Annotated in this window: 16 protein-coding genes; all 16 read right to left on the reverse strand. The window is 39.6% G+C overall.

From position 1 onward, the window contains the following. Positions 1–55: 55 nt before the first annotated feature. Positions 56–1747, reverse strand: coding sequence for a DNA repair protein RecN (gene recN, locus LG336_RS19880; protein WP_404329217.1), 1692 nt, complete (start codon positions 1745–1747; stop codon positions 56–58). A gap of 16 nt (positions 1748–1763) precedes the next feature. Then, positions 1764–2213 carry a transcriptional regulator AhrC/ArgR gene (gene ahrC / locus LG336_RS19885; RefSeq protein ID WP_404329218.1) on the reverse strand — a complete coding sequence of 150 codons (450 nt, stop codon included), beginning with the start codon at positions 2211–2213 and terminating at the stop codon, positions 1764–1766. A gap of 212 nt (positions 2214–2425) precedes the next feature. Next, positions 2426–3271, reverse strand: a complete 846-nt coding sequence (locus LG336_RS19890) for a TlyA family RNA methyltransferase (protein WP_404329219.1) — start codon at positions 3269–3271, stop codon at positions 2426–2428. Between the two features lie 3 nt (positions 3272–3274). Beyond that, positions 3275–5167: a 1-deoxy-D-xylulose-5-phosphate synthase gene (gene dxs, locus LG336_RS19895; RefSeq protein WP_404329220.1), complete on the reverse strand. Its 1893-nt coding sequence runs from the start codon at positions 5165–5167 to the stop codon at positions 3275–3277. Between the two features lie 102 nt (positions 5168–5269). Then, on the reverse strand, positions 5270–6157 hold the full coding sequence (locus LG336_RS19900; protein WP_404333235.1) for a polyprenyl synthetase family protein: 888 nt from the start codon (positions 6155–6157) through the stop codon (positions 5270–5272). A gap of 8 nt (positions 6158–6165) precedes the next feature. Then, positions 6166–6399 carry an exodeoxyribonuclease VII small subunit gene (locus LG336_RS19905; protein ID WP_404329221.1) on the reverse strand — a complete coding sequence of 78 codons (234 nt, stop codon included), beginning with the start codon at positions 6397–6399 and terminating at the stop codon, positions 6166–6168. Beyond that, the gene (gene xseA / locus LG336_RS19910) at positions 6392–7747 is read right to left on the reverse strand and encodes an exodeoxyribonuclease VII large subunit (RefSeq protein ID WP_404329222.1); all 1356 of its coding nucleotides are present in this window, start codon (positions 7745–7747) and stop codon (positions 6392–6394) included. Before xseA ends, LG336_RS19905 begins: the two co-directional genes overlap by 8 nt. A gap of 170 nt (positions 7748–7917) precedes the next feature. Beyond that, entirely contained in the window at positions 7918–8790 is an 873-nt protein-coding gene (gene folD, locus LG336_RS19915; RefSeq protein ID WP_404329223.1) for a bifunctional methylenetetrahydrofolate dehydrogenase/methenyltetrahydrofolate cyclohydrolase FolD, read from the reverse strand. A 52-nt stretch (positions 8791–8842) separates the two neighbouring features. Then, positions 8843–9232, reverse strand: a complete 390-nt coding sequence (nusB, locus tag LG336_RS19920) for a transcription antitermination factor NusB (protein ID WP_404329224.1) — start codon at positions 9230–9232, stop codon at positions 8843–8845. A gap of 185 nt (positions 9233–9417) precedes the next feature. Further along, entirely contained in the window at positions 9418–9825 is a 408-nt protein-coding gene (locus tag LG336_RS19925; RefSeq protein WP_404329225.1) for an Asp23/Gls24 family envelope stress response protein, read from the reverse strand. A gap of 17 nt (positions 9826–9842) precedes the next feature. After that, positions 9843–11198, reverse strand: coding sequence for an acetyl-CoA carboxylase biotin carboxylase subunit (gene accC, locus LG336_RS19930; protein ID WP_404329226.1), 1356 nt, complete (start codon positions 11196–11198; stop codon positions 9843–9845). Positions 11199–11212: 14 nt separating this feature from the next. Beyond that, positions 11213–11713, reverse strand: coding sequence for an acetyl-CoA carboxylase biotin carboxyl carrier protein (gene accB, locus LG336_RS19935; protein ID WP_404329227.1), 501 nt, complete (start codon positions 11711–11713; stop codon positions 11213–11215). Between the two features lie 604 nt (positions 11714–12317). Continuing rightward, complete coding sequence (locus tag LG336_RS19940) at positions 12318–12872, reverse strand: SpoIIIAH-like family protein (RefSeq protein WP_404329228.1); 555 nt, start codon at positions 12870–12872, stop codon at positions 12318–12320. A 3-nt stretch (positions 12873–12875) separates the two neighbouring features. Further along, the gene (gene spoIIIAG / locus LG336_RS19945; protein WP_404329229.1) at positions 12876–13538 is read right to left on the reverse strand and encodes a stage III sporulation protein AG; all 663 of its coding nucleotides are present in this window, start codon (positions 13536–13538) and stop codon (positions 12876–12878) included. A 7-nt stretch (positions 13539–13545) separates the two neighbouring features. Next, the gene (gene spoIIIAF / locus LG336_RS19950; RefSeq protein WP_404329230.1) at positions 13546–14163 is read right to left on the reverse strand and encodes a stage III sporulation protein AF; all 618 of its coding nucleotides are present in this window, start codon (positions 14161–14163) and stop codon (positions 13546–13548) included. 12 nt (positions 14164–14175) lie between these two features. Beyond that, positions 14176–15390, reverse strand: coding sequence for a stage III sporulation protein AE (gene spoIIIAE / locus LG336_RS19955; protein ID WP_404329231.1), 1215 nt, complete (start codon positions 15388–15390; stop codon positions 14176–14178). Positions 15391–15400 lie beyond the last annotated feature (10 nt).

Genomic DNA, 15400 nt, shown 5'->3' on the forward strand with positions numbered 1-15400 from the left:
GCCTATCATTTATAACCGGAAGAAAATAAAAAAGCTATCCAATAATTGATAGCTTTCATTTTGCGGTCTTCATAAATTGAGCCATGTTAAGCAATTCCTCTGCATGCTGCCTAGTTAAATCCGTGATTTCAACGCCTGAAATCATCCTGCCAATTTCACGAATTTTTTCTAAATCGGTCAGAGGTGATACAGAAGTCCTAGTACGGCCATCCTGAATTTCCTTATTAATATACAAATGTGTATCAGACATTGCTGCCACCTGAGGCAAATGTGAAATACACAAAACCTGCGAATTTCTAGCTACCTTATAGATCTTTTCAGCAATCGCTTGAGCCACTCTTCCACTTACACCGGTATCGACCTCATCGAAAATAATGGAGGTGACTCCCTGATGTTTGGAGAAAATACTTTTTAACGCTAGCATGATCCTCGATAATTCCCCACCGGAAGCGATTTTGGATAATGGTTTTAATGGTTCTCCAGGATTTGTTGAAATATAAAATTCTACCTTGTCCCTACCATTTTTCAAGAACTGATTCCCATGGTTATCGATCCTAACTTCAAATAAAGTCTTTTCCATATAGAGCTCTTTTAATTCCTGATGGATAAGGCTCGTCAGTTTTTTTGCCCACTTTTCCCTTGCCTTGGTAAGATTTAACGCTTCTACTTCTAGATCCTTCTTCAAGGAAGCAAGTTCCTTTTCCATTTGCCCAATGTGGACTTCTTTGTTTTGAAGGGTTTCGATTTCTTCCTCAATTCGTGCTGCATATTCCAAAATATCAGAGATTGTTTGTCCATATTTCCGTTTCAATTGATTTATTTCTGTCAGTCTGTCCTCAATGTCATTTAAGCGCCGAGGATCAAATTCTAGTATGTCCAATTCACTTCGTAATACCCTAGCAGCATCCTCAAGTAGATAGAAACAATTGGTAACTGATTCATGTAACTCCTTATATTCCGGATTAATATCAGCTGCAGTTTCGAGATGATCCATTACCATCCCAATCCAATCAAGACCTCTTTGATCTCCTTTTAATGAAGTATAGCCCGATTGAATACTTTCGAAGATTTTCTCAAAATTATTCAGTTTTCTTTTTTCTTCTGTTAGTTCTTCATCCTCATTCAGCTTTAATTGAGCGGACTGAATCTCTTCATATTGAAATTGAATTAGGTCGAGTCGATGAGCGATTTGTTGCTCATTTTCGCTGAGGTTTTTTAACTTTTTCAAGGTTTGTTCATAGGATTTAAAGACCATTTGATATTCAGAAAGGGCTGGATAGATGTCCTTTGAGCCAAATTGATCTAATAAATTGATATGTTTTGTCTCATCCATGAGTTCCTGGTGTTCATGTTGACCATGAATGTCAATTAGAGTTGAACCAATCTCACGCAATATTGCGATTGTCACGAGCTTTCCGTTGACTCTACAGATACTTTTTCCACTTTTAGAAATATCTCGACGTAAAACAACCATTCCATCCTCGATTTCAATCCCAAATTCCTTTCCTTTGGCATAGCAAGGATGACTCTCGGAATCAAGAAAAAATAATCCTTCAATTTCTGCCTTATCTTCCCCGTGACGAACAAATTCCGCTGAACCGCGTCCTCCCACAAGAAGATGGACGGCGTCAATAATAATTGACTTCCCTGCGCCAGTTTCCCCCGTTAAAACCGTTAATCCCTTTCGAAAAGAAATAGAGAGAGACTCAATAATAGCAAAATTCCTAATTGATAATTCGCTTAGCAAACAATGTCACCTCTTCTTAGAGCATTTCGAGAAAACGATTTTTTATTAATTCAGTATCTTCAGGATTTCGACAAATAATAAGAATCGTATCGTCACCACAAATGGTTCCGAGTATTTCTTCCCAGTCAAGTTTATCTATTAAAGCTCCTATCGCGTTTGCATTCCCAGGCATGGTTTTCATTACTAGCTGGTTCGAAGCATTATCAATCCGAACAAATGCATCCATTAGAGATCGTTTTAATTTTTGGAGTGGGTTAAAACGTTGATCCGCTGGAAGACTATACTTATATCTCCCATCAATGAGAGGCACCTTCACCAAATGCAATTCTTTTATATCCCGTGAAACCGTTGCTTGAGTTACATTGAACCCATCTTGCTTTAGACGGTCAACAAGCTCGTCTTGAGTTTCAATATCCTCATTCGCAATTAGTTCACGAATTTTAATATGACGCTGTCCTTTATTCACCAATATCACCTCTAGTAATACGAAAACATTATATATAAACTACTTCTTATGTTATCCGATTTTCCGACAATGTACAATCATTCGTTTGGTCATTCTACAAAAGTCAACAACTGACAATGCAATAACTATATAAGAATAATTACTGCTATTATTGTTGAAGTTAGTGAATAAAACAAAAGGCTGTCGAGGTTCTCGACAGCCTAAGAACAGGGCTAGTCCTGTTCCTCTGTACGTTTTGTTTTCAGTTCACTGTGAGCTTGAGCAACAACCTGTGAAGGTTCAATAGTTAGTTGTTGGTCTCCCGTTCCCTCAGGGGATTTAAGATTTAAATGAAGCAAAAACTCTATGTTCCCATCTCCGCCCGTTATAGGGGAAAATGAAAGGTTTTTTACATTAAAACCTGATTTCAAAGAGAGATCAATGATATTTTCCAGAACGGACAGATGGACTTTAGGGTCTCGCACAATTCCCTTTTTTCCAACTTGGTCACGACCTGCCTCAAATTGTGGTTTTACCAATGCCACCACATTCCCACCTTGAATCAGCAAGTTTTTAAGTACTGGCAAGATTAATTTTAAGGAAATAAAGCTCACATCAATGGATGCAAACTCTGGCATCCCATAAGGCAAATCCGCTGCTGTTACATAACGAAAATTCGTCCGTTCCATGACAACCACACGCTCATCCTGCCGTAATTTCCATGCAAGTTGATTATAACCTACATCCAAAGCGTACGACATTTTTGCTCCATTCTGTAAAGCACAATCAGTAAAGCCACCGGTAGAGGCACCTATATCTAACATAATCTTATCTTTTACATCAAGATTAAATACCTTTAAAGCCTTTTCTAGCTTTAGGCCACCTCTACTAACATAGGGCAGGACATTCCCCTTTACGGTTAGTTGGATATCAGCATTCACTTTCTCTCCTGCCTTTTCCAAGCGCTCCTCGTTTGAATAGACAAGTCCAGCCATTATGGCTCGTTTTGCCTTCTCACGCGTCTCCACAAGTCCTCTTTCTACAAGTAGCACATCTAAACGTTCTTTTCTAATTTTCATTCGTTACGCCCTTTTTTCTTTTTGCCTAGCAAGCTTTGTCACTTTATCAACAACGGCTTTCGTCGTTAGATTGATTTCCTCTAGTAGTTCATTTACATTCCCATGTTCAATAAATTTATCTGGAATTCCAATACGGTCAATTCGGGTATCATGATACCCCAGTTCATTTACCGTTTCGATAATAAAACTCCCAAAACCACCTTGAAGCACAGCCTCTTCAATCGTCAGTATTGGCATTTTTCTTTCAAGAATTTTAGTAAGCATAGGAAGGTCTAATGGCTTCAGGAATCGGCAATTAATCACCTTAACGGATGTTCCTTGTTTTTCTAACAGCTCGGCGGCTTCTAACGCCATGGGGATTGTAGTCCCGAAGGTTAGAATTGCTGCATCTTCTCCATCTCTAAGTTCTTCCCACGAACCAATTGGAATGTCTTTCAACTCTTTATCCATTGGGACACCTAAGCCGTTACCGCGTGGAAACCGAAGTGCAATTGGACCATCATCATATTTTAATGCTGTATGAACAAGATGCTGTCCTTCATTCTCATCCTTCGGCATCATAAGAACAAGATTTGGAAGGTTTCTAAGGAAGGCAATATCGAAGACCCCTTGATGGGTCTCTCCATCAGCACCGACCAATCCGGCACGGTCGATTCCAATAAAAACATTTAAGTTTTGGCGGCATATATCATGGACAACCTGATCATAGGCCCGTTGCAGGAATGTCGAATAAATGGCTAAAAATGGTTTCATTTTTTGCGTGGCAAGTCCCGCAGCAAAGGTTGCGGCATGCTGTTCAGCAATTCCGACATCAAACATGCGGTCAGGAAATTCCTTTGCAAACCCTTCTAATTTAGAACCAACAGGCATTGCCGGAGTAATGGCAACTACCCGTTTATCTTCCCTTGCCACTCTTCGAACAGTTTCACTTACTAGTGAACTCCATGCTGGTGCAGTATTTCCAGATTTCACAAAATCACCGGTTTCGGTTTTATAAGGGCCTGTTCCGTGCCAAGTTCCAATTTTATCATTTTCTGCAGGACGGTAGCCCTTCCCTTTTTTAGTTAGAACATGAAGCAGAACCGGACCATCATATTTTTTTGCATATGCTAGGTTTTCTAGTAAATCCTCATAATTATGACCATCTACCGGACCCAGATAAGTAAATCCTAGCTCTTCAAAAAACATTCCAGGGACTAACATATACTTAAATGTATCTTTAATCCTCTCAGCGGTACCCACAAGTTGATTCCCAACTGCGGGAATTTTTTTCAAGAGTAATTCAAGTTCATCCTTGGCTTTATTATATTTCCCTGCGGTCCGCAGACGCCCTAAGACATTATGGATTGCCCCAACATTCGGAGCGATTGACATTTCATTATCGTTTAGAATAACAATCATTTTTTCTTTTTCATGTCCAATATGGTTTAGAGCCTCTAAGGCCATTCCGCCCGTGAGCGCACCATCTCCAATAATAGGAACAATATGAGACTTTTCTCCCTTTAGGTTCCTAGCCACAGCCATCCCCATCGCAGCAGACAGAGAGGTTGAGCTATGACCAGTTTCCCAAACATCATGTTCACTTTCAATCATTTTTGGAAAGCCACAAAGACCTTTATACTTTCGTAATGTGTCAAATTGACATGCCCGTCCAGTAAGAATTTTATGCACATAAGACTGATGTCCTACATCCCAAATAAGTTTATCCTTCGGACTATCAAAGCACTTATGCAAAGCAATTGTAAGTTCAACAACACCTAGATTGGGACCAATATGGCCTCCTGTTGTAGACAGCTTTTCAATTAAAAATGTTCTGATATCTTTACTTAGTGATTCCAACTCTTTGGTGGAGAGATTTTTTAAGAACGAAGGGTCTTTTATCGATAAAAGATCCATTCCGGATCACTCACTTTCATTTCTGACTTAATAGCACGTTCATTTAGGTAATCAGGATGGATTATAGCATAATCAGCCTTATGGCTCAATGCCTCCCCTATTTTATGAATTCCTCAGACCGATAAGATCGGTTATTTGTTCTAGAAGAGTCGTATCCAGTCCGGTAGTTGATAGAGCTTGCTTCGCCTGGCTAATATGTTCTGTTAGTGCCTTCTTAGCTCCCTCGAGCGATAGTAGCGATGGATAGGTGTTTTTTTCATTCTCGGTGTCACTGCCTATCGGCTTACCAATCTGCTCTTCAGTACCCTCTAAGTCTAGGATATCGTCCCTAATTTGGAAAGCAAGTCCTATATGATGAGCAAATTGGGACAATTTATCCTTAACACTTTGGTTCGCTTGAGCTATTTCTGCTCCGGCTAAAACGCTATAAGCAAGTAAACGACCTGTTTTATTGATATGGATATACTCTAATTCCTTTAGCGTAAGCTTTTCCCCTTCGCCCTCCATATCAGCTACTTGGCCACCCACCATTCCTTCTGCCCCTGCAGCTTTTGAGAGGGTATTAATTAAAGCAAGCTTTACGTTTGCATCAGCAGTTTCCGGATCAATACTTCCAACCATCTTAAACGCTAAAGTTAATAGGGCATCTCCAGCAAGGATTGCTGTTGCCTCTCCGTAAACTTTATGGTTTGTTGGCTTTCCCCTACGTAGGTCATCGTCATCCATGCTTGGAAGATCATCATGAATCAAGGAATATGTATGTATCATCTCAATCGCAGCTGCCGTGTCAACACCCATTTCTGGTTTATATCCAAACGCCTTTAAAGTGGCAAACAATAGCAACGGTCTAATCCGTTTTCCACCCGCTTGAAGAGAATAGAGCATTGAGTTTTTTAATGACTCCGGTGCCTCTAACTGAGTAACAGCATTTTCAAGTCGATTCTCAACTAACGGTTTATAGTGACTTATGAACGTATCAAGTGGGTCGATTCGCAAGCTTATTCCTCCTCATCTATGGAGAAGTCAACAACCTGCCCATCATCCGTTAGAATCTGCGTAAGCTGTCCCTCTACATGTTTTAACTTATTATGACATAGCTTTGAAAGCTCCATCCCTTCTTTATAGAAAGAAATGGCTTCCTCAAGGGGGACGTCGCCTTCCTCTAGCTTTTCAACAATTACTTCTAACTTTTCCATGGCTTCTTCAAATGTTAAACCCTTTTCACTAGCCATTTCCTTCACTCTCCTCGACGTTTCTGACTATGCAGTTGATTTGTCCATCCGATAATTGGACTCGGATTGCATCATCCTTTTTAACCTGTGAGACATTTTTAATTAAACTTCCATTTTCTGAGTACGAGAGACTATAACCCCGCTCCATAATTCTTAATGGGCTCAAAGCCTCAAGCGTAGCAATCACTCCAGTAAATTCCTTTTGTTTTTCTGAAAGAATTCCTGTCATGGCTCTATCAAGTCTTTTCGTTAGGCGTAAGTGGCTATCCTTTGAGATTCTTACTAGTTCCTCAGGATGTCTTCGCTCAAGTCTTTTTGTTAATTGTAAATGTTGCTCTGCTTTTGTTCCCGACAACTTACTTGCATTTCGTACTAGTGATTCGGTTAAACGATCGACTTGTTCTAATTTTTGTTCATAAAGCCTCCGAGGATATCGAAAGGCGTAGGATTTTCTCAGTCGATTGTATCTGTCCTGTTGAGCAGACACTTTCTCTTTCATTGACCGAATCAACCTTCCTTGTCGATTCAAGACTTTTTCCATTAAATCATCTATATGTGGAACGGCAAGTTCTGCTGCGGCAGTTGGAGTTGGTGCTCGCATATCCGCAACAAAATCAGCAATCGTAAAATCGGTCTCATGCCCTACCGCAGAGATAATGGGAATATCGGAAGCGAAAATAGCCCTCGCCACAGCCTCTTCATTAAAGGTCCATAATTCCTCAATAGACCCACCACCGCGACCTACAATTAAAACATCGATTTCTTTGTTTTTGTTGGCGGCTCCAATTGACTTTACAACTGAAAATGCCCCTTGTTCTCCCTGAACAAGTGCTGGGAGTATTAAGATATTTGCAATCGGGTATCTCCGCTTAATCGTTGTAATGACATCACGAATCGCCGCACCTGTTGGTGAAGTAATGACACCGATGGTTTGAGGAAACTTAGGGAGCTCTTTTTTATATTGATGTGAAAAGAGCCCTTCCTTTTCAAGCCGTTCCTTAAGTTGCTCATAGGCTAAAAATAAATCCCCTATGCCTTCAGGAGACATTTCTTTCACATAAATTTGGTATTGACCACTCGGCTCATAGACCGTAATATCACCTCTGATTAATACCTTCATGCCGTTTTCCGGGCGAAACTTCATCGATCGACTATAGCTCGAGAACATCACAGCTAAAATTCGGGCTTTTTCATCCTTAAGGGTAAAATACATATGACCACTTGAATGTTGCTTAAAGTTTGAAATCTCGCCTTTTACATAGACCCCCTGTAGATGCGGGTCTGCATCAAACTTTCTTTTTATGTACTTTGTTAATGCAAATACAGTTAAATGACGTTGTTCTTTCATATAAAACCCCTGCCTATCGCTAAGTGCTGGCTGGTGCTGCCTATGGTATCACACATAAATATATCTTCATGCAGTAAAAAACTGCCTATATCTATTATAAGTTTTGCAGCTCCATTCGTCACTATCTAGTAGAAAGGAGTACACAAACTTGCCAGATATAGGCAGTATTATTAACTATTTGTTCTCTGGAGTTTGGTGAGGGAATTCCGTGCAGACTTTAATGTATTATACATTAGCATCGTTATGGTCATCGGTCCTACACCACCTGGTACAGGAGTAATATATCCTGCCTGTTCCTGCACCTCATCAAAAGCGACATCTCCACATAATTTCCCTTCGGAATTGCGGTTTATCCCTACATCTATAACAACTGCACCTTGTTTTACATGGTTTTTCGTAATAAACCCTGCTTTACCGACAGCAGCAATAATAATATCAGCTGACTGTGTTAGTTTCTCAAGTTCCTTTGTTCTAGAGTGACAATATGTAACTGTCGCATTTTCATTAAGTAATAATTGGCCAACAGGCTTTCCAACAATATTACTCCGGCCAACGACGACCACATGCTTACCTTCAAGTTCAACCCCCGTTTCCTTTAGTAAAACGAGAATTCCATAAGGAGTACAAGAGAGAAATGCTTCCTGCCCAATCATCATTCTCCCAATATTTACAGGATGAAACCCATCTACATCCTTTTCTGGTGAAATGGTTTCAATGACTTTCATTTCACTTATATGCCCTGGGAGAGGAAGCTGAACAAGAATTCCATGAATAGAATCATCAACATTTAACTGTCCAATTTTACTGAGAAGTTCTTCTTCACTTACAGACTCGTTGTATTCAATCAAGACAGAATGCATCCCAAGTTCCTTACAGGTTTTCTGCTTGCTTCTAACATAGGTTTGGGATGCCTGGTTATTCCCTACTAGAATTACAGCCAACCCTGGAGTCACTCCAGATTTCTTTAACTCTTCAACCTCTACAGAAATTTCCTGTTTTTTTCTTTTAGCAATTTCTTTTCCATCAATGATTTGTGCCGTCATGTCCATCCCCCTTATTCCCTTTTAAGGCGTCCAGCTCTAGAATTTGGAGCATTTATACAGCCTGTTTGACTTTTGAAAGTACCCCATTGATAAATCTACTAGACTGGTCATCCCCGTAAATTTTTGCTATCTCAATCGCCTCATCCAAAACAACATTTGCTGGTACTTCTTCTTTACAGTACATTAATTCATATACGGCAAGACGTAATAAGCTTCTGTCCACATGAGCGAGACGTTCGATCGTCCATTTTTCTAAATACTCTTTGATTATAGTGTCAATCTCTTCTTGATGTTGAATAACTCCTTCGACGAGCCTTGTTAAATAGGTATCGTTTGGTTGATCTTCAAGGACATGTTGTATCGCCTCGTTTGATTCAACTTTACTAATATCGATTTGAAACAAGGCCTGCAATGCCTTTTCTCTTGCTGTTCTTCTTTTCATTATGTTCAAAACTCCTTTATGGTGTCAGCGCTCACTAACAAGATAATAGCATACCATTGGCCTTATGCGAATGGCTTCACTATTATTTTTACTATTATTAAGGAACTTAATCAGCTTGATTACAATCTGCCGAAATTTTTAAACAAAAAACCAAAGACAGAGAGACTCTGTCTTTGGTCTTCCTTTTACATATCTACTTCGACTTCACCTTCAGGTTTTTGATTTTCAAATTGTATTCCTACAACATGAATATTTACTTCTGACGCTTCAAGAGCGGTCATGTTTAGAAGAGCCTGACGAATATTATCTTGAATCTTTTGGGCAACGGTTGGGATGGATAATCCAAACTTCATCATACAGTAAACATCTACCTTGATGCCATCCTCTGCAAGTTCCACCCTAACCCCTTTACCATGATTCTTTTTACCAAGGCGCTCAACGACACCTGCTGCAAAGCTTCCACGCATTTGTGATACACCTTCAACCTCTGACGCGGCAATCCCTGCAATTACTTCAATTACTTCAGGAGCAATTTCAACTTTTCCAAGACTATTATCACCCTGATTCATTTCTAGCACACGCTGTTCACTCATTGCTTGCACCTCCAAAATTATTCTTCAGCCATCACATCATACATTTCTAAAAACTTCGTATTAAACTGCCCATCAACAAATTGCTCATGACTAAGCAATTTCAAATGAAAAGGAATCGTGGTATGAATTCCTTCAATCACAAATTCGGACAGCGCTCGCTTCATTCGGCTGATCGCTTCCTCACGGGTGCTACCGTGAACGATAACCTTTGCAATCATCGAATCATAGTACGGTGGGATTGAATAACCCGGATATGCAGCAGAATCAACACGGACACCAAGGCCTCCTGGCGGAAGATACATTTTAATTTTACCAGCTGACGGCATAAAATTTTTGGCCGGATTTTCAGCATTGATACGGCATTCGATTGCCCAACCATTAAATGTGACTTCTTCCTGTTTTAAGTTAAGCCTCTCTCCGGATGCCACTTTTATCTGTTCCTTAATGAGGTCGACTCCTGTTACCATCTCAGTTACAGGGTGCTCCACTTGGATTCGGGTATTCATTTCCATAAAATAAAACTGACGATTGCGGTAATCATATATAAATTCTACCGTGCCAGCGCCTGTATAAGCAACAGCTTTTGCTGCTTTTACGGCTGCATTTCCCATTTCTTCTCGAGTTTCCCCGTCCAAAGCGGGAGATGGGGTTTCTTCAAGGAGTTTTTGTAGTCTCCTTTGAATCGAACAATCTCTTTCTCCCAGATGAATGGTATGCCCGTAATTATCGGCCAACACTTGAATTTCCACATGGCGGAAGTCCTCGATATATTTTTCAATATATACTCCAGGGTTTCCGAAAGCGGTGTTTGCTTCCTGTTGAGTAATATTAATCCCTTTTATAAGTTCTTGTTCTGTTCTGGCAACACGAATTCCTTTACCGCCGCCTCCAGCAGTCGCCTTAATGATTACAGGATAGCCAATTTCGCCAGCGAGCTCAACTGCTTCGTCCGTATTGTTGATGATTCCTCTAGAACCTGGGACAATCGGGACATTCGCTTCACGCATTGTTTCTCGCGCTACGTCTTTTGTACCCATCTTCTGAATAGCCTCTGGAGTAGGGCCAACAAAAATAATATTAACCTCTCTACATAGCTCTGCGAAATCAGCGTTTTCAGCCAAAAATCCGTACCCAGGATGGATTGCATCACAGTCCGTTAATTTTGCGACACTGACAATGTTTGTAAAATTTAAATAGCTATCCTTCGAGGCTTTTGGTCCAATGCAGTATGCCTCATCCGCTAACTGTACATGAAGGGATTCTTTATCGGCTTCAGAATAAACCGCAACAGATTCAATGCCAAGCTCACGACAAGCACGGATAATACGAACAGCAATTTCTCCTCGGTTAGCAATCAATAGTTTTTTTATCACGCCATTCACGCTCCTTATTCAGGCTTTACCAGGAATAAAGGCTGGCCATATTCCACAAGCTGTCCGTCCTTTACTAGTACCTCGACAATTTCTCCATTAACTTCTGCTTCAATTTCATTGAATAGTTTCATTGCTTCGACAATACATACAATTGAATCCTTGCTTACTTTAGAGCCAGGTTTTACATATACATCGGCATCTGGTGATGGTGATTCGTAAAAGGTTCCCACCATTGGAGAAGTGATCTTATGTAAATTTGTTTCCTGAACATTTTCCTCTTTTGCAGTTTGTTTTGGCTCGTCTACCTGAACTGCAGGAGCTGCAGTAGGAGTTGGAACAGGTTGGATTGGCGCTGGTGTTTCAGCTACAACCTTTGCTGGCTCAACCAATACTTGCTGACCAGCACTCTTCTTTTTCATTTTAATCTTTGAGCCTTCAATCTCGTAACTGAATTCATCAATGCTTGATTGATCAACTAGCTTAATTATTTCTCTGATTTCCTGAACTTTTAACATTTCAAACACCCCTTGGTTATTTTTTAGTAAACAAAAGTATTGAGTACAAGTCTAAACGGTGTAATTTTGATTCGTTTTAAAAAGAAGGCTTTGTTAAACTTGGATGTTGATATTCCGCTCTAGACACTTCGCTTACGCTTTTCACGTAAAAGCAACTGCTTCACTCTACCTTTTTATGACTAGATACTAATACTATACGATAATACCATGTTAAAATTCAATATGTTACGATTGTGATTCTATACTTAATGATAATTCAGACTATTACTTCCATTTTAAACCTCTCTTGAAGAAAAGTGAAATTATCTGTAAATCTTTTTATTTGGCTCTTTTCTCAAACTTTGTTGCTTTTTGGATACAAAATAAAATCGATTAAGCTTTGTTCGCTGCAAATAGCTTTTTAACCATGAGAAAAGAGCTTGCAAACTTACTATAACGTACAAAATCGCTTATCTTGCGTTAAAATCGGCTTTAGGTAGTAAAAATCGGCTTTAAGATTTTTACAATTTTAACAACAATCCTTACGAAAACTGCCTTTTATTTTCATCTGCAATCTGCACAGAAAAAGGCCGGGTGTTCACGACTACCCGGCCATTTTAGTCCCTTATTTTTCAGGTTGGAACGTTACTGCAACCGCCTGTAACGAGCCTAATTCATTCCTAACCATTTGAATAATTTCGTTTGCTTCTGTAGCAGTATGTTCTTTCGCTTTAACAGTAACACGGACTTTGTCTCCGTCTGCTCTTACAAGTGCATCATCATAGCCCATTGTTTTAATCAATGTTTCAAGTGTTCCTTCTTTTTGCGAAATGCTATCTAATTCCTGCATTTTTTCATATGCGTTATTTCTTTGTTCTACAGGTAAATCAGTAGAGGCTAAAATTTCCTGATATTCTTCCTTCATTTCACTTCGCGCAACTTCAAGGTCTAAACGTAGAGCTTCAAACTGCTCGTCACTTGCAATGCCAGAGATAATCGTCTCACCATCTTCAGATTCAACTTCTTCCACAGCCTCTTCATTGACAGCATTTTCTTCTTGTTCTTCGACTGAAGCTAGATTTCCCTGATTTGGTTCAGGAGAAGTAATATAATAGACTGATAATACAACGACCAAACTTAGCATTGTCAATAACCAAACTGTCTGTTTCTTTAATAACATTCGTTAATCCCCCTTAGATTTTTTAGGTAACACTGAAACTCGGTGACTTGGGACATCAAGTGTTCTAGTAACCGCTTCAGTGATCCATTTTTGGACCTGTACATTTTCTGCTCCTTTTGCGACAACAAGAACTCCTCTAATTGTAGGTTTCTTTGTTTCTAGGACAATCGGAGTTTCATTTTCTCCCTCACGAATGATGACGAGTTGTTCATCCTTTGAGAGATCCTCAACTCCTCGTTTCCCACCCTCCCGATCAGTTTCCTCGGTTGTTTGAGATTGGGTAACGGTATTTTTCTCTAACACCTTTTTTTCGGTTGCATCAACGTTCACGATTACCGTGACCTCATCTACACCAGCAATTGTCTCTAAGGCATCCTTTAACTCTCTTTCATATTCATCCTCATAATCAGCAATCATGTTATTTTCAGCTGTTTTCTTTTGGCCGAAGGCTGGCTCATCTTCTTGGCTAGCATTATTATTAAAGGCAGGAATACCATTTGTTTCGGTCGTGTCTCGTGAAAATAAATTGCCTACCAGCATGATGGCAACCCCGAATAATACTACAATTAGTAAATAAGGGTATTTGGCGGCCTTTTTATCTTGTGAGTCTTCATTTTTGAACAGCTGGTTTTTTATCCATTTTATTGGCCCTTTATCATTGCCCATCGCGACTTTATGTCCCCCCTTCTATGACAATTTCAATTGACGCTTTTGGAACATTCCACTTCTCTGCAAGAAAAGCATTGATTTCTTCCGTGTTTTGCGAGTTTGGTTCTGATGGAAGGGGCTCGGCAGTATCAATTTTTATTTCTTTAACTACAGCGACTGCGTCTTCCTTATCCCCTTGCTTAGCAATCTGAACTGTAATAGATTGCAAGCTTTCCGGAGAAAGGTTTTCGTCCATTTCCTCTGCTTCTACTTGGATCTCTGCAATTTCCATACCGTACTGTTCCATCAACTCCTCTTTTGCGTCCAGCTTTAATTGGACAGCCGTTTGTTCTAAAATATATGCATGTTGGGAGGCTTGTATTTCTTTTTTCTGCAATTCTATTAAATTTTCCATTTTTTCTTCATCTACTTCGCTATTAAAATTGGAAATAGAAGCAATTGCTGACTCAAAATCACTCGAGAATATTTTCATAATCGGAGATAATATAATTGAAATCAGTAGTAAACTGATGACCACTTTCACGTATTTTTGCAAGCTCGAATTGGGCAAGAGCATATCGATGACAGTTGCTAGCAAGATAAAAATGATTATATTTGTGATCCACTCTGTTAAAAAATCCAAAACTCGCTCCTCCTATCGGACCATCATCGTTAAATTTCCAGCAGCAACTATCACGGTTATGCACAGGAAAAACATGAGTGAGACGATTGAAAGTGCTGCAAATACATAAATGATGCTTTTTGAGATGACATCAAGACAGGCTATAACTGGACCACCCCCTAGAGGTTGGAGGATGGCAGCTGCAAATTTATAAGTAAAAGCAATCAACAGAATTTTCACAGCCGGAAAAGCCGCTATTAATAGGACAATGGCTACTCCTGCAATCCCAACCGTGTTCTTTAACAATAAGGAAGCACTGATGACTGTGTCTGTAGCATCTGTGAAAAATCTGCCAATCACTGGAATAAAGTTACTTGTCATGAATTTTGCTGTTCTTAATGTCACTCCATCTGTAACAGCTGTCGCTGCCCCTTGAACCGAAATAACCCCTAGAAAGACCGTTAAAAACATTCCTAAAAGGCCTATGCTCCAGTTCCTTAGTAAACCAGCAAGCTGTGTGACCTTATAATGATCCGTTAAAATACTGACAATGCTGAGTAAAGCAGACAGCATTAGCAGGGGAAGTACAATATATTGAATGAACATCCCGCTCGTATTCATTAAAAATAGAATAACTGGATGGAAAAAGGCTGCAGAAACAAAACCACCGGATGAAACAATTAATGCCAACAAAAGTGGGATTAACCCTAGGATAAAATGTATCATCTTCGCAATTGTTTCATTTGTATAATCAAGGACGATGTGAAAACTGTTTAAAGCAATGATGATTAATACCATAAACACAATTGAGTACGCTACCTTACTGATAGTGCTTTTTTCAAAAGAGTTTTGTAGAGTTTGTAAAAAGATACTAAAAATCGTTAACAACACGAGCGATCCTAGTAGTTTTCCATTAGCAAGGAATTCATGGAACATAAATTGTAAGATTCCTTTTAGCCATTCCTTCAAACTAAACTCTTTCTCTCCACTTATAAAATCGTATAAGCTTCCCTTTTGGCTTTCGGGTAAGAAACCTCCATACTCCGTTAGGATATCCTCCCAAAACCTTTGAAGCTCGTCTATATTTAAGGCATCAAGTTGCTCTTTAGCTATTCCCTCTGTTTGGATGAGACCTTCTTGCTTGTCCTCCTCTGTATTAGCTTGTACACCTGTACAGGATAAGAAAAAAAGGACAAGTACGATACTAAAAGTTAGCTGCATCTTTTGCTTCATTTTTTCCCCCAACATGATTAGCTCC

The sequence above is a fragment of the Mesobacillus maritimus genome (assembly GCF_044803185.1).
In the GTDB taxonomy this organism is placed as follows: Bacteria; Bacillota; Bacilli; order Bacillales; family Cytobacillaceae; genus Mesobacillus_B; species Mesobacillus_B maritimus_B.

Excerpts from the sequence above, each read along its gene's own strand:
- LG336_RS19890 (WP_404329219.1), bottom strand. The coding sequence starts at position 3,271 with ATGAAAATTAGAAAAGAACGTTTAGATGTGCTACTTGTAGAAAGAGGA.
- dxs (WP_404329220.1), bottom strand. The coding sequence starts at position 5,167 with ATGGATCTTTTATCGATAAAAGACCCTTCGTTCTTAAAAAATCTCTCC.
- LG336_RS19905 (WP_404329221.1), bottom strand. The coding sequence starts at position 6,399 with ATGGCTAGTGAAAAGGGTTTAACATTTGAAGAAGCCATGGAAAAGTTA.
- xseA (WP_404329222.1), bottom strand. The coding sequence starts at position 7,747 with ATGAAAGAACAACGTCATTTAACTGTATTTGCATTAACAAAGTACATA.
- folD (WP_404329223.1), bottom strand. The coding sequence starts at position 8,790 with ATGACGGCACAAATCATTGATGGAAAAGAAATTGCTAAAAGAAAAAAA.
- nusB (WP_404329224.1), bottom strand. The coding sequence starts at position 9,232 with ATGAAAAGAAGAACAGCAAGAGAAAAGGCATTGCAGGCCTTGTTTCAA.
- LG336_RS19925 (WP_404329225.1), bottom strand. The coding sequence starts at position 9,825 with ATGAGTGAACAGCGTGTGCTAGAAATGAATCAGGGTGATAATAGTCTT.
- accB (WP_404329227.1), bottom strand. The coding sequence starts at position 11,713 with ATGTTAAAAGTTCAGGAAATCAGAGAAATAATTAAGCTAGTTGATCAA.
- LG336_RS19940 (WP_404329228.1), bottom strand. The coding sequence starts at position 12,872 with ATGTTATTAAAGAAACAGACAGTTTGGTTATTGACAATGCTAAGTTTG.
- spoIIIAG (WP_404329229.1), bottom strand. The coding sequence starts at position 13,538 with ATGGGCAATGATAAAGGGCCAATAAAATGGATAAAAAACCAGCTGTTC.
- spoIIIAE (WP_404329231.1), bottom strand. The coding sequence starts at position 15,390 with ATGTTGGGGGAAAAAATGAAGCAAAAGATGCAGCTAACTTTTAGTATC.